12 protein-coding genes and 2 pseudogenes are annotated in these 16,492 nt (G+C 71.8%); 10 read left to right on the top strand and 4 right to left on the bottom strand.

Translation table 11 applies throughout. The features are described 5' to 3' along the window. Nucleotides 1-59: 59 nt before the first annotated feature. The 4 genes from ABEB03_RS30115 (at nt 60) to ABEB03_RS30100 (ending at nt 4,543) form a co-directional block, all read left to right on the top strand. Entirely contained in the window at nt 60-2,606 is a 2,547-nt protein-coding gene (locus ABEB03_RS30115) for a sensor histidine kinase KdpD (RefSeq protein ID WP_345656048.1), read from the top strand. After that, nucleotides 2,600-3,316, top strand: a complete 717-nt coding sequence (locus tag ABEB03_RS30110; protein WP_095937145.1) for a response regulator — start codon at nt 2,600-2,602, stop codon at nt 3,314-3,316. Before ABEB03_RS30115 ends, ABEB03_RS30110 begins: the two co-directional genes overlap by 7 nt. A 69-nt stretch (nt 3,317-3,385) precedes the next feature. Beyond that, nucleotides 3,386-3,784 carry an OB-fold nucleic acid binding domain-containing protein gene (locus ABEB03_RS30105; protein WP_078629174.1) on the top strand — a complete coding sequence of 133 codons (399 nt, stop codon included), beginning with the start codon at nt 3,386-3,388 and terminating at the stop codon, nt 3,782-3,784. A 3-nt stretch (nt 3,785-3,787) separates the two neighbouring features. After that, on the top strand, nt 3,788-4,543 hold the full coding sequence (locus tag ABEB03_RS30100; protein ID WP_345656047.1) for a DUF3159 domain-containing protein: 756 nt from the start codon (nt 3,788-3,790) through the stop codon (nt 4,541-4,543). A gap of 308 nt (nt 4,544-4,851) precedes the next feature. On the opposite strand, the gene ABEB03_RS30095 is transcribed toward ABEB03_RS30100, so the two are convergent. Next, nucleotides 4,852-5,529, bottom strand: coding sequence for a potassium channel family protein (locus tag ABEB03_RS30095; RefSeq protein ID WP_095937147.1), 678 nt, complete (start codon nt 5,527-5,529; stop codon nt 4,852-4,854). After that, entirely contained in the window at nt 5,529-6,200 is a 672-nt protein-coding gene (locus tag ABEB03_RS30090; protein WP_028802244.1) for a potassium channel family protein, read from the bottom strand. The genes ABEB03_RS30095 and ABEB03_RS30090 overlap by 1 nt, the downstream gene beginning before the upstream one ends. A gap of 412 nt (nt 6,201-6,612) precedes the next feature. Here ABEB03_RS30090 and ABEB03_RS30085 point away from each other — a divergent pair, with 412 nt between their 5' ends. The 5 genes from ABEB03_RS30085 to ABEB03_RS30065 all read left to right on the top strand — a co-directional run bounded on the left by ABEB03_RS30085 (nt 6,613) and on the right by ABEB03_RS30065 (nt 13,879). Beyond that, nucleotides 6,613-8,664 (top strand): APC family permease, encoded by a 2,052-nt coding sequence (locus ABEB03_RS30085; RefSeq protein ID WP_345656046.1) that lies wholly within the window; start codon nt 6,613-6,615, stop codon nt 8,662-8,664. A gap of 152 nt (nt 8,665-8,816) precedes the next feature. After that, nucleotides 8,817-10,145, top strand: a complete 1,329-nt coding sequence (locus ABEB03_RS30080; protein WP_345656045.1) for a class I SAM-dependent RNA methyltransferase — start codon at nt 8,817-8,819, stop codon at nt 10,143-10,145. A gap of 226 nt (nt 10,146-10,371) precedes the next feature. Next, complete coding sequence (locus ABEB03_RS30075) at nt 10,372-11,592, top strand: PP2C family protein-serine/threonine phosphatase (RefSeq protein ID WP_345656044.1); 1,221 nt, start codon at nt 10,372-10,374, stop codon at nt 11,590-11,592. 53 nt (nt 11,593-11,645) lie between these two features. After that, complete coding sequence (locus tag ABEB03_RS30070) at nt 11,646-13,433, top strand: sensor histidine kinase (protein ID WP_345656149.1); 1,788 nt, start codon at nt 11,646-11,648, stop codon at nt 13,431-13,433. Continuing rightward, complete coding sequence (locus tag ABEB03_RS30065; RefSeq protein WP_345656043.1) at nt 13,430-13,879, top strand: response regulator; 450 nt, start codon at nt 13,430-13,432, stop codon at nt 13,877-13,879. The genes ABEB03_RS30070 and ABEB03_RS30065 overlap by 4 nt, the downstream gene beginning before the upstream one ends. A gap of 41 nt (nt 13,880-13,920) precedes the next feature. Here the strand turns inward: ABEB03_RS30065 and ABEB03_RS30060 are convergent. Continuing rightward, a pseudogene (locus tag ABEB03_RS30060) lies at nt 13,921-15,342 on the bottom strand (xanthine dehydrogenase family protein molybdopterin-binding subunit); the annotation flags it as partial. Between ABEB03_RS30060 and ABEB03_RS30055 the strand changes: the two are divergent. Then, nucleotides 15,329-15,817: pseudogene (locus ABEB03_RS30055) on the top strand (NAD(P)-dependent oxidoreductase); the annotation flags it as partial. The pseudogenes ABEB03_RS30060 and ABEB03_RS30055 overlap by 14 nt on opposite strands. On the opposite strand, the gene ABEB03_RS30050 reads toward ABEB03_RS30055, so the two are convergent. Further along, nucleotides 15,799-16,365 carry a universal stress protein gene (locus ABEB03_RS30050; RefSeq protein ID WP_345656042.1) on the bottom strand — a complete coding sequence of 189 codons (567 nt, stop codon included), beginning with the start codon at nt 16,363-16,365 and terminating at the stop codon, nt 15,799-15,801. The pseudogene ABEB03_RS30055 and the gene ABEB03_RS30050 sit on opposite strands and share 19 nt — an antisense overlap. Between the last annotated feature and the right edge of the window lie 127 nt (nt 16,366-16,492).

Genomic DNA, 16,492 nt, shown 5'->3' with positions numbered 1-16,492 from the left:
ATTCATGGCCGTAAGGTCGACGCTGCGTACACGGCAGTGACAGGAAGACAATAGGGCTCATGGCACGCGGCAAGCTTCGGATCTACCTCGGTGCGGCACCGGGCGTCGGCAAGACGTACGCCATGCTCTCCGAGGCGCACCGGCGCGTCGAACGCGGTACCGACTGCGTGGTCGCCTTCGTGGAGCACCACGACCGGCCGCGCACCGAGGTGATGCTGCACGGCCTGGAGCAGGTGCCGCGCAGGGAACTGGAGCACCGCGGCTCCGTCTTCACCGAGATGGACGTGGACGCCGTCCTGGAGCGCGCCCCGGCCGTCGCCCTGGTGGACGAACTCGCCCACACCAATGTGCCCGGCTCGCGCAACGACAAGCGGTGGCAGGACGTCGAGGAACTGCTCGCGGCCGGCATCGACGTCGTCTCGACGGTCAACATCCAGCACCTGGAGTCACTCGGCGACGTCGTGGAGTCCATAACGGGCGTACGACAGCGGGAGACCGTGCCGGACGAGGTGGTGCGCAGGGCGGACCAGATCGAGCTCGTCGACATGTCGCCACAGGCGCTGCGGCGGCGGATGGCGCACGGCAACATCTACAAGTCCGACAAGGTCGACGCCGCCCTGTCCAACTACTTCCGGCCCGGCAACCTCACCGCCCTGCGCGAGCTCGCCCTGCTCTGGGTCGCCGACCGGGTCGACGAATACCTCACCGAATACCGCAGCGAGCACCGGGTCTCCAAGATCTGGGGATCGCGGGAGCGCATCGTGGTGGGCCTGACCGGCGGACCGGAGGGGCGCACGCTGATCCGGCGCGCGGCCCGGCTCGCGGAGAAGGGCGCGGGCGGCGAGGTGATGGCCGTCTACATCGCGCGCAGCGACGGACTGACCTCCGCCTCGCCCAAGGAACTGGCCGTCCAGCGCACCCTCGTCGAGGACCTCGGCGGTACCTTCCACCACGTCGTCGGCGACGACATCCCCGCCTCGCTCCTGGACTTCGCGCGGGGCGTCAACGCCACCCAGATCGTGCTCGGCTCCTCCCGCCGCAAGACCTGGCAGTACGTCTTCGGGCCGGGGGTCGGCACCACCGTCGCCCGCGAGTCCGGCCCCGACCTGGACGTCCACATCGTCACCCACGAAGAGGTCGCCAAGGGGCGCGGCCTGCCGGTGGCGCGCGGGGCACGGCTCGGTCGCTCCCGGATCATCTGGGGCTGGCTGGTCGGCGTGCTCGGACCGGTCGTCCTCGCCCTGCTGCTGAACACCATGGACCTCGGCCTCGCCAACGACATGCTGCTGTTCCTGACGGTGACCGTCGCGGCGGCGCTCCTCGGCGGCCTCTACCCGGCACTGGCCTCCGCGGCCTTCGGCACCCTCCTGCTGAACTACTACTACACGCCGCCCCTGCACCGGCTGACCATCGCGGACCCCAAGAACATCGTCGCCATCGCGATCTTCGTCGGTGTCGCCGTCTCGGTGGCGTCGGTCGTGGACCTGGCGGCCCGCCGCACGCACCAGGCGGCCCGGCTGCGGGCCGAGTCGGAGATCCTGTCCTTCCTCGCGGGCAGTGTGCTCCGTGGCGAGACGAGCCTGGAGGCCCTCCTCGAGCGGGTCCGGGAGACCTTCTCGATGGAGTCGGTCGCCCTGCTGGAGCGGGAGAGCGACGTCGACCCGTGGACCTGCGCGGGCAGCGTGGGACCCGAGTCCTCCGCCCGTCCCGAGGACGCGGACGTGGACATGCCGGTCGGCGACCACATGGCGCTGGCCCTGTCCGGACGCGTCCTGCCGGCCTCGGACCGCCGGGTGCTCGCCGCGTTCGCGGCGCAAGCCGCGGTGGTCCTGGACCGCCAGCGGCTCCAGCACGAGGCGGCCCAGGCCAAGGAGCTGGCCGAGGGCAACCGCATCCGCACCGCGCTGCTGGCGGCCGTCAGCCACGACCTGCGGACCCCGCTGGCCGGGATCAAGGCCGCGGTCTCCTCGCTGCGCTCCGAGGACGTCGAATGGTCCGAGGAGGACCGGGCGGAGCTCCTCGAAGGCATCGAGGACGGCGCCGACCGCCTCGACCACCTGGTCGGCAACCTGCTGGACATGTCCCGCCTGCAGACCGGCACGGTCACCCCGCTGATCCGCGAGATCGACCTCGACGAGGTGGTGCCGATGGCCCTCGGCGGGGTCCCGGAGGACAGCGTGGAGCTGGAGATCCCGGAGAGCCTGCCGATGGTCGCCGTCGACGCCGGACTGCTGGAGCGCGCCGTCGCCAACCTCGTCGAGAACGCTGTCAAGTACAGCCCTGCCGACGAACGCGTCCTGGTGTCCGCGAGCGCCATCGCCGACCGGGTGGAGGTGCGGGTCGTCGACCGCGGACCGGGCGTCCCCGACGAGGCCAAGGACCGCATCTTCGCGCCGTTCCAGCGCTACGGCGACGCCCCGCGCGGCGCCGGCGTGGGCCTCGGCCTCGCTGTCGCCCGCGGCTTCGCCGAGGCGATGGCCGGCACCCTGAACGCCGAGGACACCCCCGGCGGCGGACTCACCATGGTGCTCACGCTGCGGGCGGTGGACCGCCGCCCCGACCTGGCCACCACACCATCAGGCGCAGAAAGGCAGGTCCCATGCTGAGCTCGACCGGGGGCGACCCGCGGACCCCCACGAGGGTCCTCGTGGTCGACGACGAGCCGCAGATCACCCGGGCCCTGGTGATCAACCTCAGGGCACGCAAGTACGAGGTCGACGCGGCGCCCGACGGCGCGACCGCCCTCCAGCTCGCCGCCGCCCGCCACCCCGACGTCGTCGTGCTCGACCTGGGGCTGCCCGACATGGACGGCGTGGAGGTGATCAGGGGGCTGCGCGGCTGGACCCGGGTCCCGATCCTGGTGCTCTCCGCCAGGCACTCCTCCGACGAGAAGGTCGAGGCGCTCGACGCGGGCGCCGACGACTACGTCACCAAGCCCTTCGGCATGGACGAGCTGCTGGCGCGGCTGCGGGCCGCGGTGCGCCGGGCGGAGCCCACCGGGGGCGGCGAGGACGACGTGATCGTCGAGACCGACGACTTCACCGTCGACCTGGCCGCCAAGAAGGTCAACCGCGACGGCCGCGACGTCCGCCTGACGCCCACCGAGTGGCACCTTCTGGAGGTCCTGGTGCGCAACACGGGCCGCCTCGTCGGGCAGAAGCAGCTGCTCCAGGAGGTGTGGGGACCGTCGTACGGCACGGAGACCAACTACCTCCGCGTCTACATGGCCCAGCTGCGCCGCAAGCTGGAGGTGGACCCCTCGCATCCGCGGCACTTCATCACGGAGCCGGGGATGGGCTACCGGTTCGAGCGATGAGTCGCACGCGAGTTCGCACGATGGTGCCGGGGGTACGTACGGGTCGGCGGCCCCCGGTACGCTTTCGGTATGAGTGCTGTTCCTCGTTCCGAAAAGCCGGCGGGCCGGTTCCGGCGGATGATAGACCGGCTCTCCTCGTCCCAGGAGGACCTGGAGTCCGAGGAGCTGCGGGAGGACACCGAGACCACCGGGTGCACCCGCATCGGTGACTGCCACGACCGCCAGATCGTCACGGTTACTGGTACGTTGCGCACGGTCACTCTGCGCCCGCGGGCCGGTGTCCCGGCCCTGGAGGCCGAGCTGTTCGACGGATCGGCCGCCCTGGACGTGGTCTGGCTCGGCCGGCGCTCCATCGTCGGGATCGAGCCGGGACGCAAGTTGATCGCATCGGGCCGGATTTCGATGAGCCGGGGCCGTAGGGTGCTGTTCAACCCGAAGTACGAACTCAGACCGCTCGGACGGGAGTAGCCGGTGACGTCGCTCGACAAGCCGACCGAAGACGCCCAGCAGGACTCCAGGGCCGTGACCGAGGCCGCGCTCTTCGATGCGTTCGGCGGCGTGCGGGGCATGGTCGAGACGGTCGTGCCCGGCCTGCTCTTCGTCACCATCTTCACGATCAACAAGGACCTGCACTGGTCGGCGATCGCCGCCCTCGGCGTGTCCCTGCTGCTCGTGGTGGTCCGCCTCGTCATGCGGGACACCGTCAAGCACGCCTTCAGCGGGGTGTTCGGCGTCGCGTTCGGCGTGGTCTTCGCGATGATGACGGGCAACGCGAAGGACTTCTACCTGCCGGGCATGCTCTACACGCTCGGTCTGGCCATCGCCTACATCGTGACGACCCTCGCCGGCGTCCCGCTGATCGGCCTGATCCTGGGACCGGTGTTCAAGGAGAACCTCTCCTGGCGCACCCGCAACCCCGGCCGCAAGAAGGCGTACGCCAAGGCCAGTTGGGCCTGGGGCCTGATCCTGCTCGCCAAGTGCGCGGTGCTCTTCCCGCTCTACTGGTGGGCCGACACCACCCAGTTCGGCTGGGTCCTCATCGCCCTGAAGATCCCGCCGTTCCTCCTCGCCGTCTGGCTCACCTGGGTCTTCCTCGCGAAGGCGCCCCCGCCGATCGACGTCTTCGCCGAGATGGAGGCGGAGGAGAAGGCCGAGAAGGAGCGCAAGGCCGCCCTCGCGGCGGAGCACGGCGACTCGGCACCCGCCCGCCACCGCCGGGAGACGTAGCCCACCCTTGCCGCGGGACGGCACTCCCCGCGGCCGGGCCGGCCCCCGCCACGCTCGCCGGGCCCCGAGGCTCAAGCGCGCGGTCTTCGCGAGGGGACGGGCGCCGGGTCCGCGGGACGGCGCGGACGGCAGCTCGGACAGCCTCGACGGCAGCTTGGGCGACGGGATCGCGCGCAGGCGACGGTCCGTGACGATCCACAGGCGACGGCCCCCGACGACGGCCCGCATCCGCAGCCGACAGCCCGCCTACGACGACGGGGCGCCCGGAGATCTCCGGGCGCCCCGTCGTCGTACACGCTCAGGACCGTCTACTCGGTCGCGTCCTCGCGGCGCACCGACAGCAGGTCCTCCAGCTGCTCCTCGCGGGCCTGCGCGGCCACGAAGAGGAGTTCGTCGCCCGCCTCCAGGGAGTCCTCCTGGGAGGGGGTGAGGACGCGGGTGCCGCGGATGATGGTCACCAGCGAGGTGTCCTGCGGCCACTCGACGTCGCCCACCGTGGTGCCCGCGAGCGCGGACTCCGGCGGCAGGGTCAGCTCGACGAGGTTGGCGTCGCCGTGACTGAAGCGCAGCAGGCGCACCAGGTCGCCGACGCTGACGGCCTCCTCGACGAGGGCCGACATCAGGCGCGGGGTGGAGACGGCGACGTCGACGCCCCAGGCCTCGTTGAAGAGCCACTCGTTCTTCGGGTTGTTCACGCGGGCCACGACCCGCGGGACCCCGTACTCGGTCTTCGCGAGCAGGGAGACGACGAGGTTGACCTTGTCGTCACCGGTGGCCGCGATGACCACGTTGCAGCGCTGGAGCGCGGCCTCGTCCAGGGAGGTGATCTCGCAGGCGTCGGCGAGCAGCCACTCCGCCTGCGGCACGCGCTCGACCGAGATGGCGGTCGGCGCCTTGTCGATCAGCAGGATCTCGTGGCCGTTCTCCAGGAGCTCGCCCGCGATCGAGCGGCCCACGGCGCCGGCACCGGCAATGGCGACCCTCATCAGTGACCGGCCTCCTCTTCAGGACCCTTGGCGAACGCCGCCTCGACCTTGTCCACCTCGTCGGAGCGCATCATGACGTGCACCAGGTCGCCTTCCTGCAGCACGGTCTGCGAGGAGGGCAGGATCGCCTCGCCCAGCCGGGTGAGGAAGGCGACGCGCACGCCCGTCTCGTCCTGGAGGCGGCTGATCTTGTGGCCGACCCAGCCGGAGGAGGTGTGCACCTCGGCGAGCTGCACCCCGCCGGTGGGGTCGCGCCACAGCGGCTCGGCGCCCGAGGGCAGCAGCCGGCGCAGCATCTGGTCGGCCGTCCAGCGGACGGTGGCGACGGTCGGGATGCCGAGGCGCTGGTAGACCTCGGCGCGGCGCGGGTCGTAGATGCGGGCGGCCACGTTCTCGATGCCGAACATCTCGCGGGCCACCCGGGCGGCGATGATGTTCGAGTTGTCACCGCTGGAGACCGCGGCGAACGCGCCGGCCTCCTCGATGCCCGCTTCGCGCAGGGTGTCCTGGTCGAAGCCGACTCCGGTGACACGACGGCCGCCGAACCCGGAGCCCAGTCGTCGGAAGGCGGTGGGGTCCTGGTCGATGACGGCGACCGTGTGCCCCTGTTGCTCCAGGGTCTGGGCAAGAGCGGAGCCCACTCTTCCGCAGCCCATGATGACGATGTGCACGACCGTCCTTCCGAATCTGATGGTTACGGCTCAGGGTGAACAGGGTCTCAGACCGCCGCCCAAGCTACACACGCGCGGTCCGTCCGGGGCACCCCTGTGCACGTTCGCCTGCGGGTTCTGGGTGGCGGCCGAGGAAAGGGAGATCAGCGGCGTGTGATGCTGCGGACACTCACCAGGGTCAGGATTCCGAGGCCGACGAGGGCGACGGCGGCTCCGATCAGCTCCGCGGTCACATGCATGGATCCTCCACGGCAGGGGCAAGGGCGGGGTTTTGTCATATAGACACGTGGATCCGTCCGGCCACGGAATCCGCAGCCGGACAGGTCCCCGTTTTCACTCGGAGAGCAGATGCTGTGCCGAAGCGGGGCGGCGGGTGGGCGGCCCCGTGTTCGAACCCTTACGCTTCTCTGTTGTGTCCAAACTGACCGACGTGCCCAAACGGATTCTGATCGGGCGCGCACTGCGCAGTGATCGGCTCGGAGAAACGCTCCTGCCGAAGCGCATCGCCCTTCCCGTGTTCGCCTCCGACCCGCTCTCCTCCGTCGCGTACGCGCCCGGGGAAGTGCTGCTGGTCCTGTCCATCGCGGGTGTGTCGGCCTACCACTTCAGCCCCTGGATCGCCGTCGCGGTCGTCGTGCTGATGTTCACGGTGGTCGCCTCCTACCGGCAGAACGTGCACGCGTACCCGAGCGGCGGCGGCGACTACGAGGTCGCCAACACCAACCTCGGTCCCAAGGCGGGACTGACCGTCGCCAGCGCCCTGCTCGTCGACTACGTCCTGACCGTCGCCGTCTCCATCGCCTCCGGCATCGAGAACCTCGGCTCCGCGATCCCCTTCGTCGTCGAGCACAAGGTGGCGTGCGCGGTCGCCGTCATCGTGCTCCTCACGCTGATGAACCTGCGCGGCGTCAAGGAGTCCGGCAAGCTCTTCGCGATCCCGACGTACGTCTTCGTGGCGGGCGTCTTCATCATGATCGCGTGGGGCGCCTTCCGCGGGCTCGTCCTCGACGACACCATGCGCGCGCCGACCGCCGACTACCACATCAAGGCCGAGCACCAGGGGCTCGCGGGCTTCGCCCTCGTCTTCCTGCTGCTGCGCGCCTTCTCCTCCGGCTGTGCCGCGCTCACCGGCGTCGAGGCGATCTCCAACGGCGTCCCGGCCTTCCGCAAGCCCAAGTCGAAGAACGCCGCGAACACCCTCGCGTTGATGGGCCTGCTCGCCGTCACCATGTTCTGCGGCATCATCGCGCTGGCCATGTCGACCAAGGTCCGGATGGCCGAGAACCCGGCCGACGACCTGATCCACAACGGCGCCCCGGTCGGCTCCGGCTACGTCCAGAACCCGGTGATCTCGCAGGTCGCCGAGGCCGTCTTCGGCAAGGGCAGCTTCCTGTTCATCGTGCTGGCCGCCGCCACCGCGCTGGTCCTGTTCCTGGCCGCCAACACCGCCTACAACGGCTTCCCGCTGCTCGGCTCGATCCTCGCCCAGGACCGCTACCTCCCGCGTCAGCTGCACACCCGCGGTGACCGCCTCGCCTTCTCCAACGGCATCGTGCTCCTCGCGGGCGCCGCGACCCTGCTGGTCGTCATCTACGGGGCGGACTCGACCCGCCTCATCCAGCTCTACATCGTCGGCGTCTTCGTCTCGTTCACCCTCAGCCAGACCGGCATGGTCCGCCACTGGAACCGCCACCTGGCCACCGAGAAGGACCAGGCCAAGCGGCGTCACATGGTCCGCTCCCGGGCCATCAACGCCTTCGGCGCCTTCTTCACCGGCCTGGTCCTGGTCGTCGTCCTGGTCACCAAGTTCACGCACGGCGCCTGGGTCGCCCTGCTCGGCATGGTGATCTTCTACGCGACGATGAGCGCGATCCGCCGGCACTACGACCGGGTGGCCGAGGAGATCGCCGCCCCCGAGGGCCCCTCCGACGACAGTGTCCGCCCCTCCCGCGTCCACTCCGTCGTCCTGATCTCCAAGATCCACCGCCCGACGCTGCGTGCCCTCGCCTACGCCAAGCTGCTGCGCTCCGACACCCTCGAAGCGCTCAGCGTCAACGTCGACCCGGCCGAGACCAAGGCCCTGCGCGAGGAGTGGGAGCGGCGCGGCATCGACGTACCGCTGAAGGTCCTCGACTCGCCGTACCGCGAGATCACGCGGCCGATCATCGAGTACGTGAAGGGGCTGCGCAAGGAGTCCCCGCGCGACGCGGTGTCCGTGATCATCCCCGAGTACGTGGTCGGCCACTGGTACGAGCACCTGCTGCACAACCAGAGCGCCCTGCGCCTCAAGGGCCGCCTGCTGTTCACCCCGGGCGTCATGGTGACGTCCGTGCCCTACCAGCTGGTGTCCTCCGAGGCGGCCAAGCAGCGCGCCCGCAAGCGGCAGGACTGGAACGCGCCGGGTGCGGTGCGCCGCGGTCCGGCGGAGGAGCGGACCAAGGAGTCCTCCCAGACGAAGGGCTGAGGCCTGTCCGGCCGTTCCCGGCGTCGCCCGCCGGGAACGGCCGGACAGGGCCCGGCACGGCCGCCTCGTGGTGAACGGCCGGACGACGTCCACGTAGACTGGTGGGCTGTTGTCCGGCCGTTCCCCCATTTCTCAACTGGAGTCACCCCGCCATGCAGGCAGAACCGAAGAAGTCGATGGTGGGGGCCGAGTACGAGGTCGAGATCGGCCCGGTCGCCCACGGCGGGCACTGCATCGCCCGCACCAGCGAGGGCCAGGTCCTCTTCGTCCGGCACGCCCTGCCCGGCGAGCGGGTCGTCGCCCGGGTCACGGAGGGCGAGGAAGGCGCGCGTTTCCTGCGCGCCGACGCCGTACAGGTCCTGGAGGCGTCGAAGGACCGCGTCGAGGCGCCCTGCCCCTACGCCGGCCCCGGCCGCTGCGGCGGCTGCGACTGGCAGCACGCCAAGCCGGGCGCCCAGCGCCGCCTCAAGGGCGAGGTCATCGCCGAGCAGCTCCAGCGGCTCGCGGGCCTCACGCCCGAGGAGGCCGGCTGGGACGGCACGGTGATGCCCGCCGAGGGCGACAAGCTGCCCGCGGGCCAGGTGCCGGCCTGGCGTACGCGTGTCCAGTACGCCGTGGACGCCGACGGCAATGCCGGGCTGCGCCGCCACCGCTCGCACGAGGTCGAGCCGATCGAGCACTGCATGATCGCGGCGCCCGGTGTCAGCGAACTCGGCATCGAGGAGCGTGACTGGTCCGGCATGGCCTCGGTCGACGCGATCGCCGCGACCGGATCCCAGGACCGCATGGTGATCCTGGAACCCCGGCCCGGGGCCCGCCTGCCCCTCGTGGAACTCGACAAGCCCGTCTCCGTGATGCGCGTCGAGGAGAAGGACGGCGGCATCCACCGTGTCCACGGCCGCGCGTTCGTGCGCGAGCGCGCCGACGGCCGTACCTACCGTGTCGGCAGCGGCGGCTTCTGGCAGGTCCACCCGATGGCGGCCGACACCCTGGTCAAGGCCGTCATGCAGGGACTGCTGCCGCGCAAGGGTGAGATGGCGCTCGACCTGTACTGCGGTGTCGGTCTCTTCGCGGGCGCGCTCGCGGACCGTCTCGGCGACACGGGCGCTGTCCTCGGTATCGAGTCGGGCAAGCGAGCGGTCGAGGACGCCCGGCACAACGTCGCCGCCTTCGACCGGGTCCGCATCGAACAGGGCAAGGTCGAGTCGGTCCTCCCGCGCACCGGTATCACCGAGGTCGACCTGATCGTCCTCGACCCGCCCCGCGCCGGCGCCGGCAAGAAGACGGTCGAGCACCTGTCGTCCCTGGGCGCCCGCCGCATCGCCTACGTCGCCTGCGACCCGGCGGCCCTCGCCCGCGACCTGGCGTACTTCCGCGACGGCGGCTACAAGGTGCGGACGCTGCGGGCGTTCGATCTGTTCCCGATGACGCATCACGTGGAGTGCGTGGCGATTCTGGAGCCGGTGGACAAGGGGCGCTGAGCCGCGCCGACGCCGGTCGGCGCGGGCGCGGGCCGACGGGGTGTCGGCCCGGTCGGGCGGAGCCGTGGGATCTGCTCGCCCCGGGTGACGCGGAGCCGGACACCGGGGTCCTCGTCCCCGCCCGTCCCGCACCGCCCCGCCCCCCTGCGCCCCTCGCGCGCGCCTGAGTATGCTCGCTGAGTTGTCCGTCCCGGTGTGGACGGAAGGTGGTGGGTGGGGGGCTTTCATGAAGATGTCGCAGCCCGGGGCTGCCGGCGTGGTTTCGCCCGCGCTCGATCGAGCCGCGGCATGGGGGGACCAGGAGCCGTCGGTCCTGCTGGTCGAGGACGACCCCGGCGACGCCCTGCTCGTCGAGGAACTGGTGGCCGACAGCGCGCTCAAGATGCGTCTGCGGTGGGTGCGTTCGATGGCCGAGGCATGCGACGTGCTCGCGACCGAACTGCCGGACTGCGTCCTGCTGGACCTGCACCTCCCGGACGCCCAGGGCCTGGAGGCGGTGTCCCGGGTGCGCGACCGCGCGGAACAGGTCGCCGTCGTGGTGCTGACCGGCCTCGCCGAGGAGGGCACCGGACTGGCCGCGGTGGCGGCGGGCGCCCAGGACTACCTGGTCAAGGGCCGTGTCGAGCCGGAGCTGTTCGGGCGGGCGGTCCGCTACGCGATCCAGCGCAAGCACGGCGAGCAGGACGCGGTGGCGTTGCAGGCGAGCCAGATGCAGGCGCAGGAGAACGCCCGCCTGGAGCGGGGACTGCTGCCGCGGCCGCTGCTGCGCGGCGACGGCGTCGACGTCGTCACCCGCTACCGCCCCGGCCGCGCGCACGCGCTGCTCGGCGGCGACTTCTACGACATCGTGCAGGGCGCCGACGGCACCGTGCACGCGATGATCGGAGACGTCTCCGGCCACGGACCCGACGAGGCGGCCCTGGGGGTGGCCCTGCGCATCGCGTGGCGCACCCTGGTGCTCAGCGGCGTCACCGGCGCCGACCAGGTGGCCCGGCTGGAGGAGATCCTGATGGCCGAGCGGGCCAAGGCGGGCGTCTTCGCCACCTTGGTCGTCCTCACCGCCACACCCGGCGAGCGCCGGGTCCGGATGGTACGGGCGGGACACCCGGGTGCGCTGCTGTGCGGGGACGGCGCCGTCGAGTGGGTGGAGGTCCTGGGCGGGCCGGCGCTGGGCATCGTGCCCGGCGGGGCGCGCTGGCGGGTGGAGGAGCTCTCGGTCCCCGAGGGCGCGGCGCTCGTCCTGTTCACCGACGGCCTGTTCGAGGGGCGCGTCGGCCGGGGCACGGAACGGCTGGGGGAGGAGGGACTGCTGGCCGTCGCACGCGAGCTGGTCCCCCTGGCCCCGGCCGCGTTCGTCGACGGGCTCATCGAACGGGCCGAGGGCCTGGCCGAGGGGCAGGGCGGGCTGGACGACGACGTCGCCGTGCTCTGGCTGCGCTGGGACTGAGGCCGGTGAAGAGCGTGAGAGAGAACAGTGAGTCCGAGGACGGGATACCCAGGATGACCGCCGAGCCGTGGGCCGGACGCCGGCTGACCGTGCAGGGCTGGTTCCGGCTGGTGCTGGCGCTGATGGCGCTGCTCGTGGTCGTGGGGACGGCGGTGGGCGCCGCGATGCTTCAGCGGACGGCCTCGGTCACCGACGAGATGCTCCAGCACGTCGAGCCGGCCCAGACGGAGGCGTACCGGCTGCAGTCCGCCCTGTTCAACCAGGAGACGGGTGTGCGCGGTTACGCCATCGCGGCCGACCGGCAGTTCCTGGCCCCTTACACCCAGGGACAGAAGGACGAGCGGCGCGCTGCCGCCCGGATCCGCGAGCTCATCGGTGACCGTTCCGACCTCCTCGGGAACCTGGAGGCGGTCGAGCGGCGGACGGCTGACTGGCGGCGCACCTACGCCGACCCCCTGGTGGCCGGTGTGACGCAGGGTGAACCGCGCACGATCGACCGGGCGACCGCGGAGCGCGGCAAGAAGGACTTCGACCGCATCCGTTCGGTGCTGGCCGCGCAGAACACCTCTCTCAAGAAGGCGGTCCAGGACGGCCAGGACCGGCTGGACCACGCCCGGAAGGTGCGCGACGCCGTGCTGATCGGCATGGTCGTGGCGTTCCTGCTGACCGGCGTGGCGCTGACGGTCCTCGTACGCCTGCTCGTGGCGCGTCCGCTGGAGGACCTGCGCACCGCCACCCGCCGGGTCGCGCGGGGCGAGTTCGGGCATGTCATCACCGGCGGCGGTCCGGTGGACGTCACCGCGGTCGCGCGGGACGTGGAGGACATGCGGCAGCGGATCGTCTTCGCGCTCGACGCCTCCCGCGAGCAGCAGGACGCCCTGGCCCGGCAGGCCGCCGACCTGGACGCCCAGGCCGTGGAGCTGCGCCGCTCCAACGCCGAGCTGGAGCAGTTCGCCTACGTGGCCTCGCACGATCTCCAGGAGCCGCTGCGGAAGGTCGCCTCCTTCTGCCAGTTGCTGGAGAAGCGGTACGGCGACCAGCTGGACGACCGCGCCCGGCAGTACATCGACTTCGCGGTCGACGGCGCCAAGCGGATGCAGGTCCTCATCAACGACCTGCTCACCTTCTCCCGCGTGGGCCGCGTCAACGACGCCCGGCTGCCCGCCGATCTGGACCAGCTGCTCTCCAAGGCACTGACCAACCTGGACAGCGTCGTCGCCGACACCGGCGCGGTCGTCGACCGCCCGGACGAACTGCCCCGGATCATCGGGGATCCGACGCTGCTGGCCATGCTCTGGCAGAACCTCGTCGGCAACGCCGTCAAGTTCCGTCACCCCGACCGCACGCCGCACATCCGCGTCACCTGCGAGCGCGATCCGGAGGACTCCGACGCCTGGCGGCTGTCCGTGAGCGACAACGGCATCGGCATATCGGAGGAGTTCGCGGAGAAGGTCTTCGTGATCTTCCAGCGGCTGCACAGCCGTGACGCCTACGGGGGCACGGGCATAGGCCTGGCGCTGTGCAAGAAGATCGTCGAGTACCACGGCGGCCGCATCTGGTTGGACACCACGTACACCGACGGCGCCCGCTTCTGCTTCACCTTCCCGTCCGTCGCCGACACGGCGGAGGGCGACCGGGCCGACGCGGCCGACGGCGCCGGCGGGGCGGACACCACGCGCACCGACGCGGGCGAGGGCACGCCCACCGCCAGGGGCGACGACACGCGCACCGACACCGGCGAGGGCACGCGCACCGAGACGACGGACGGCACGCGCACCGACGCGGACGACCGTACCGACACCGGCGGCAAGGCCGGCACCGAGGAGAAGAGCCTGACATGACCACCCCCGCAGCCACCCCCATCGACGTCCTGCTCGTCGAGGACGACCCGGGCGACGAACTGATGACCCGGGAGGCGTTCGAGGACAACAAGATCGGCAACACCCTGCACGTCGTGCGGGACGGCGAGGAGGCGCTCGACTTCCTCTACCGGCGTGGGGCGCACACCGACGTGCCGCAGCCCGATCTGATCCTGCTCGACCTCAACCTGCCCAAGTACGACGGCCGGCAGGTCCTGGAGAAGATCAAGTCCGATCCGGCGCTGTCGCACATCCCGGTCGTGGTGCTCACCACCTCCGCGGCCGAGGAGGACATCCTGCGCAGCTACAAGCTCCACGCCAACGCCTACGTCACCAAGCCGGTCGACCTGGACCAGTTCATCGCCGCCGTCCGTCAGATCGACGACTTCTTCGTCCAGGTGGTGCGCCTGCCCCGGCAGTCCGGCTGACCCGCGGGGCGCGGATCCGGGGCCCGCGCCGGCCGCCGGACTCATCCCGTTCCCCGGCCGGGCGGGCCGTCCGTCACCCCGGCGTCCCGCAAGGCCCGCCACACCCGGTCCCGGGTGAGCGGCAGTTCGGTGAAGCGGACACCCGTGGCGTCGCGCAGGGCGTTGGCGAAGGCCGGCGCGACCGGGTTGAAGGGGCTCTCGCTCATCGACTTGGCACCCAGCGGGCCGATGGCGTCGGACGTCTCCATGAAGTGGACCTCGGTGCGGGGCACGTCGGCGTACTGGGGGAGCCGGTAGCGGCGGAACGCGGCCGTGTCGACCGCGCCCGTCGCGTCGAGACGTACGTGCTCGAAGAGCGTGGCACCGAGTGCCTGGGCCACGCCGCCCTCGACCTGGCCGCGGCACTGCATCGGGTTCATCACCTTGCCCGCGTCGGCGGCGTGCACGCTGCGCAGGATGCGGATCTCGCCGGTGCCGGGGTCGACGGCAACCCGGAACCACTGGGCGTTGAAGGCGACGGAGCGCGGGGTGCCCCCGAAGTGCCCGTCGGCGCCGAGCTCCACGCCGACCGCGCGGGCCGCGTCGTGGAGTTCCTTGAGCGGCAGGCGTCCCCCGGAGTGCAGCACCGCCTCCTCCGCGAGCCGGCAGTCGGCGCGCGGGACGCGCAGATGGGCGGCGGCGAAGTCGAGCAACTGGTCCGCCAGGGCGCGGGAGGCGCGCAGGGTGGCCTTGCCCGCCACCACCGTGCCGGTCGAGGCGAAGGCGCCGGTGTCGTGGCGTACGACGTCCGTGTCGGACTGCCGTACGGCGATCCGGTCGACGGTCGTGGCCAGTTCGCCCGCCGCGATCTGGCGGTGCACGGTCGTGGTGCCGTTGCCGAACTCCGCGGTGCCGACGGCGAGATCGAAGGTGCCGTCCGGGAGCAGGGCCGCCCGCGCGTCCGCGATGTGGCCGCCCGGCGGACCCGTCGCGATCATCGAGAGCGCCGCCCCCTCGCCCACCAGCCAGCCCTGCGGCACGGGCTCGCCCGGCGGTTGTGCCTGGGCGCGGCGCACGACGGCCAGGCACTGGTCGAGGCCGTAGCTGGCGATGTGGAGGTCCTCCTCCTCGCCTCCCGGAGTGACCATCGGCTCGCCCGGACCGATGATGTTGCGTGCCTTGAACTCCAGCGGGTCCAGGCCGAGTCGGCGGGCGAGCTCGTCGAACGCCGACTCGACCGCGAACATCACCTGGCCCAGGCCGTAGCCGCGGAAGGCGCCGGCGGGAACGGTGTGCGTGTAGACCGAGTAGGCGTCGACCTTCTTGTGCGGGGCGCGGTAGACGGCCATCGACTCGCCGACGCTGTGGAACATCACCGCCGGCCCGTGATTGCCGTACGCCCCGGTGTCGGCGACGACCCGCAGGCGCAGCGCGGTGAGGGTGCCGTCCCGGCGGGCGCCCGCCTGCACCCGGACGACGAAGGGAGTCGAGGAGGAGCTGGGGCTGACCTTCCACGAGAGCGCCGCCGCCATGGTGCCGCACTGCGACGTCGTGACGGTCAACGCACCTCTGCACCCCGAGACGGAGGGCCTGTTCGGGGACGAGCTGATCGCCACGATGAAGCGCGGCGCCTACCTCGTCAACACGGCACGGGCCCGGATCGTCGACCGGGACGCCGTCGAACGGGCGCTGCGCGGCGGGCAACTGGCCGGATACGCGGGCGACGTGTGGTTCCCGCAGCCCGCCCCCGCCGACCACCCCTGGCGCACGATGCCGCACCACGGCATGACCCCGCACATCTCCGGCTCCTCGCTCTCGGCCCAGGCCCGGTACGCGGCGGGCACCCGGGAGATCCTCGAATCCTGGTTCGCCGGGCGGCCGATCCGGGACGAATACCTGATCGTGGACGGCGGAGCCCTGGCGGGCGCCGGAGCGCACTCCTACTCGGTCGGCGGCTGAGCCGCCCCGGACTCCACCCCCAGCTCCCGGGTGTCCAGGCGCAACCGCCACAGATTGCGGCGGTGGACGGCCGCGAACTCGGCCTCCAGCGGGGACGGCGGCACCGCCAGCACCGCGCAGCCGGCATGGGCGAGGCAGTAGCGGCCGACCGAGGAGCACAGGGCGCGGTGCAGCATGCCGCGCCGTCCCGCGCCGACCACGAGGAGGTCGTCCTCGTGGTCGGCGATCTCCACCAGCGCCGGCCCGGGGGCTCCCCGGGCGACGAGCGCGCGCAGGGTGACGTCCGGCCCGCCGCCGAACACCTCGTCGAGCGCGGTGACCAGCCGCTCCCGGGCCAGCCGCTGCCAGTCCTGGACACTCGGGGAGGCGGCCGGCACCCGCCGGGCCCCCAGGTCCCCGCCAGGCGGTTCCCAGGCCAGAACCGGCCACAGTTCGGCGCCCCGCCGCCGCGCCTCGCCGGCGGCCCGGCACAGCGCGGTGAGACTCCCCAGCGAGCCGCTCACCCCGACCACGACACGGGCGACAGGGGGCGCGTCGGGCTCGGACATCACGTCACCGTTCCTCACCCGCCCGCGCGGTCACGCGCGGGCGGTTCTCGTCGGATCCCCCTCCATCACACTCCTGGTCGGATGCCCCGAACAGCCAGGACAGCACTTCTTGGCACGGCTCTGACGG

This window comes from Streptomyces siamensis, from assembly GCF_039543605.1.
Classification (GTDB): domain Bacteria; phylum Actinomycetota; class Actinomycetes; order Streptomycetales; family Streptomycetaceae; genus Streptomyces; species Streptomyces siamensis.
Note: the sequence above shows the minus strand (reverse complement) of the source record. Positions and strands in the feature narration are given on the sequence as shown.

What these genes read in the sequence shown, in the direction of transcription:
- ABEB03_RS30115 (WP_345656048.1), top strand. Translation starts at nt 60, where the DNA reads ATGGCACGCGGCAAGCTTCGGATCTACCTCGGTGCGGCACCGGGCGTC.
- ABEB03_RS30110 (WP_095937145.1), top strand. Translation starts at nt 2,600, where the DNA reads ATGCTGAGCTCGACCGGGGGCGACCCGCGGACCCCCACGAGGGTCCTC.
- ABEB03_RS30105 (WP_078629174.1), top strand. Translation starts at nt 3,386, where the DNA reads ATGAGTGCTGTTCCTCGTTCCGAAAAGCCGGCGGGCCGGTTCCGGCGG.
- ABEB03_RS30095 (WP_095937147.1), bottom strand. Translation starts at nt 5,529, where the DNA reads ATGAGGGTCGCCATTGCCGGTGCCGGCGCCGTGGGCCGCTCGATCGCG.
- ABEB03_RS30080 (WP_345656045.1), top strand. Translation starts at nt 8,817, where the DNA reads ATGCAGGCAGAACCGAAGAAGTCGATGGTGGGGGCCGAGTACGAGGTC.
- ABEB03_RS30075 (WP_345656044.1), top strand. Translation starts at nt 10,372, where the DNA reads ATGAAGATGTCGCAGCCCGGGGCTGCCGGCGTGGTTTCGCCCGCGCTC.
- ABEB03_RS30070 (WP_345656149.1), top strand. Translation starts at nt 11,646, where the DNA reads ATGACCGCCGAGCCGTGGGCCGGACGCCGGCTGACCGTGCAGGGCTGG.
- ABEB03_RS30065 (WP_345656043.1), top strand. Translation starts at nt 13,430, where the DNA reads ATGACCACCCCCGCAGCCACCCCCATCGACGTCCTGCTCGTCGAGGAC.
- ABEB03_RS30050 (WP_345656042.1), bottom strand. Translation starts at nt 16,365, where the DNA reads ATGTCCGAGCCCGACGCGCCCCCTGTCGCCCGTGTCGTGGTCGGGGTG.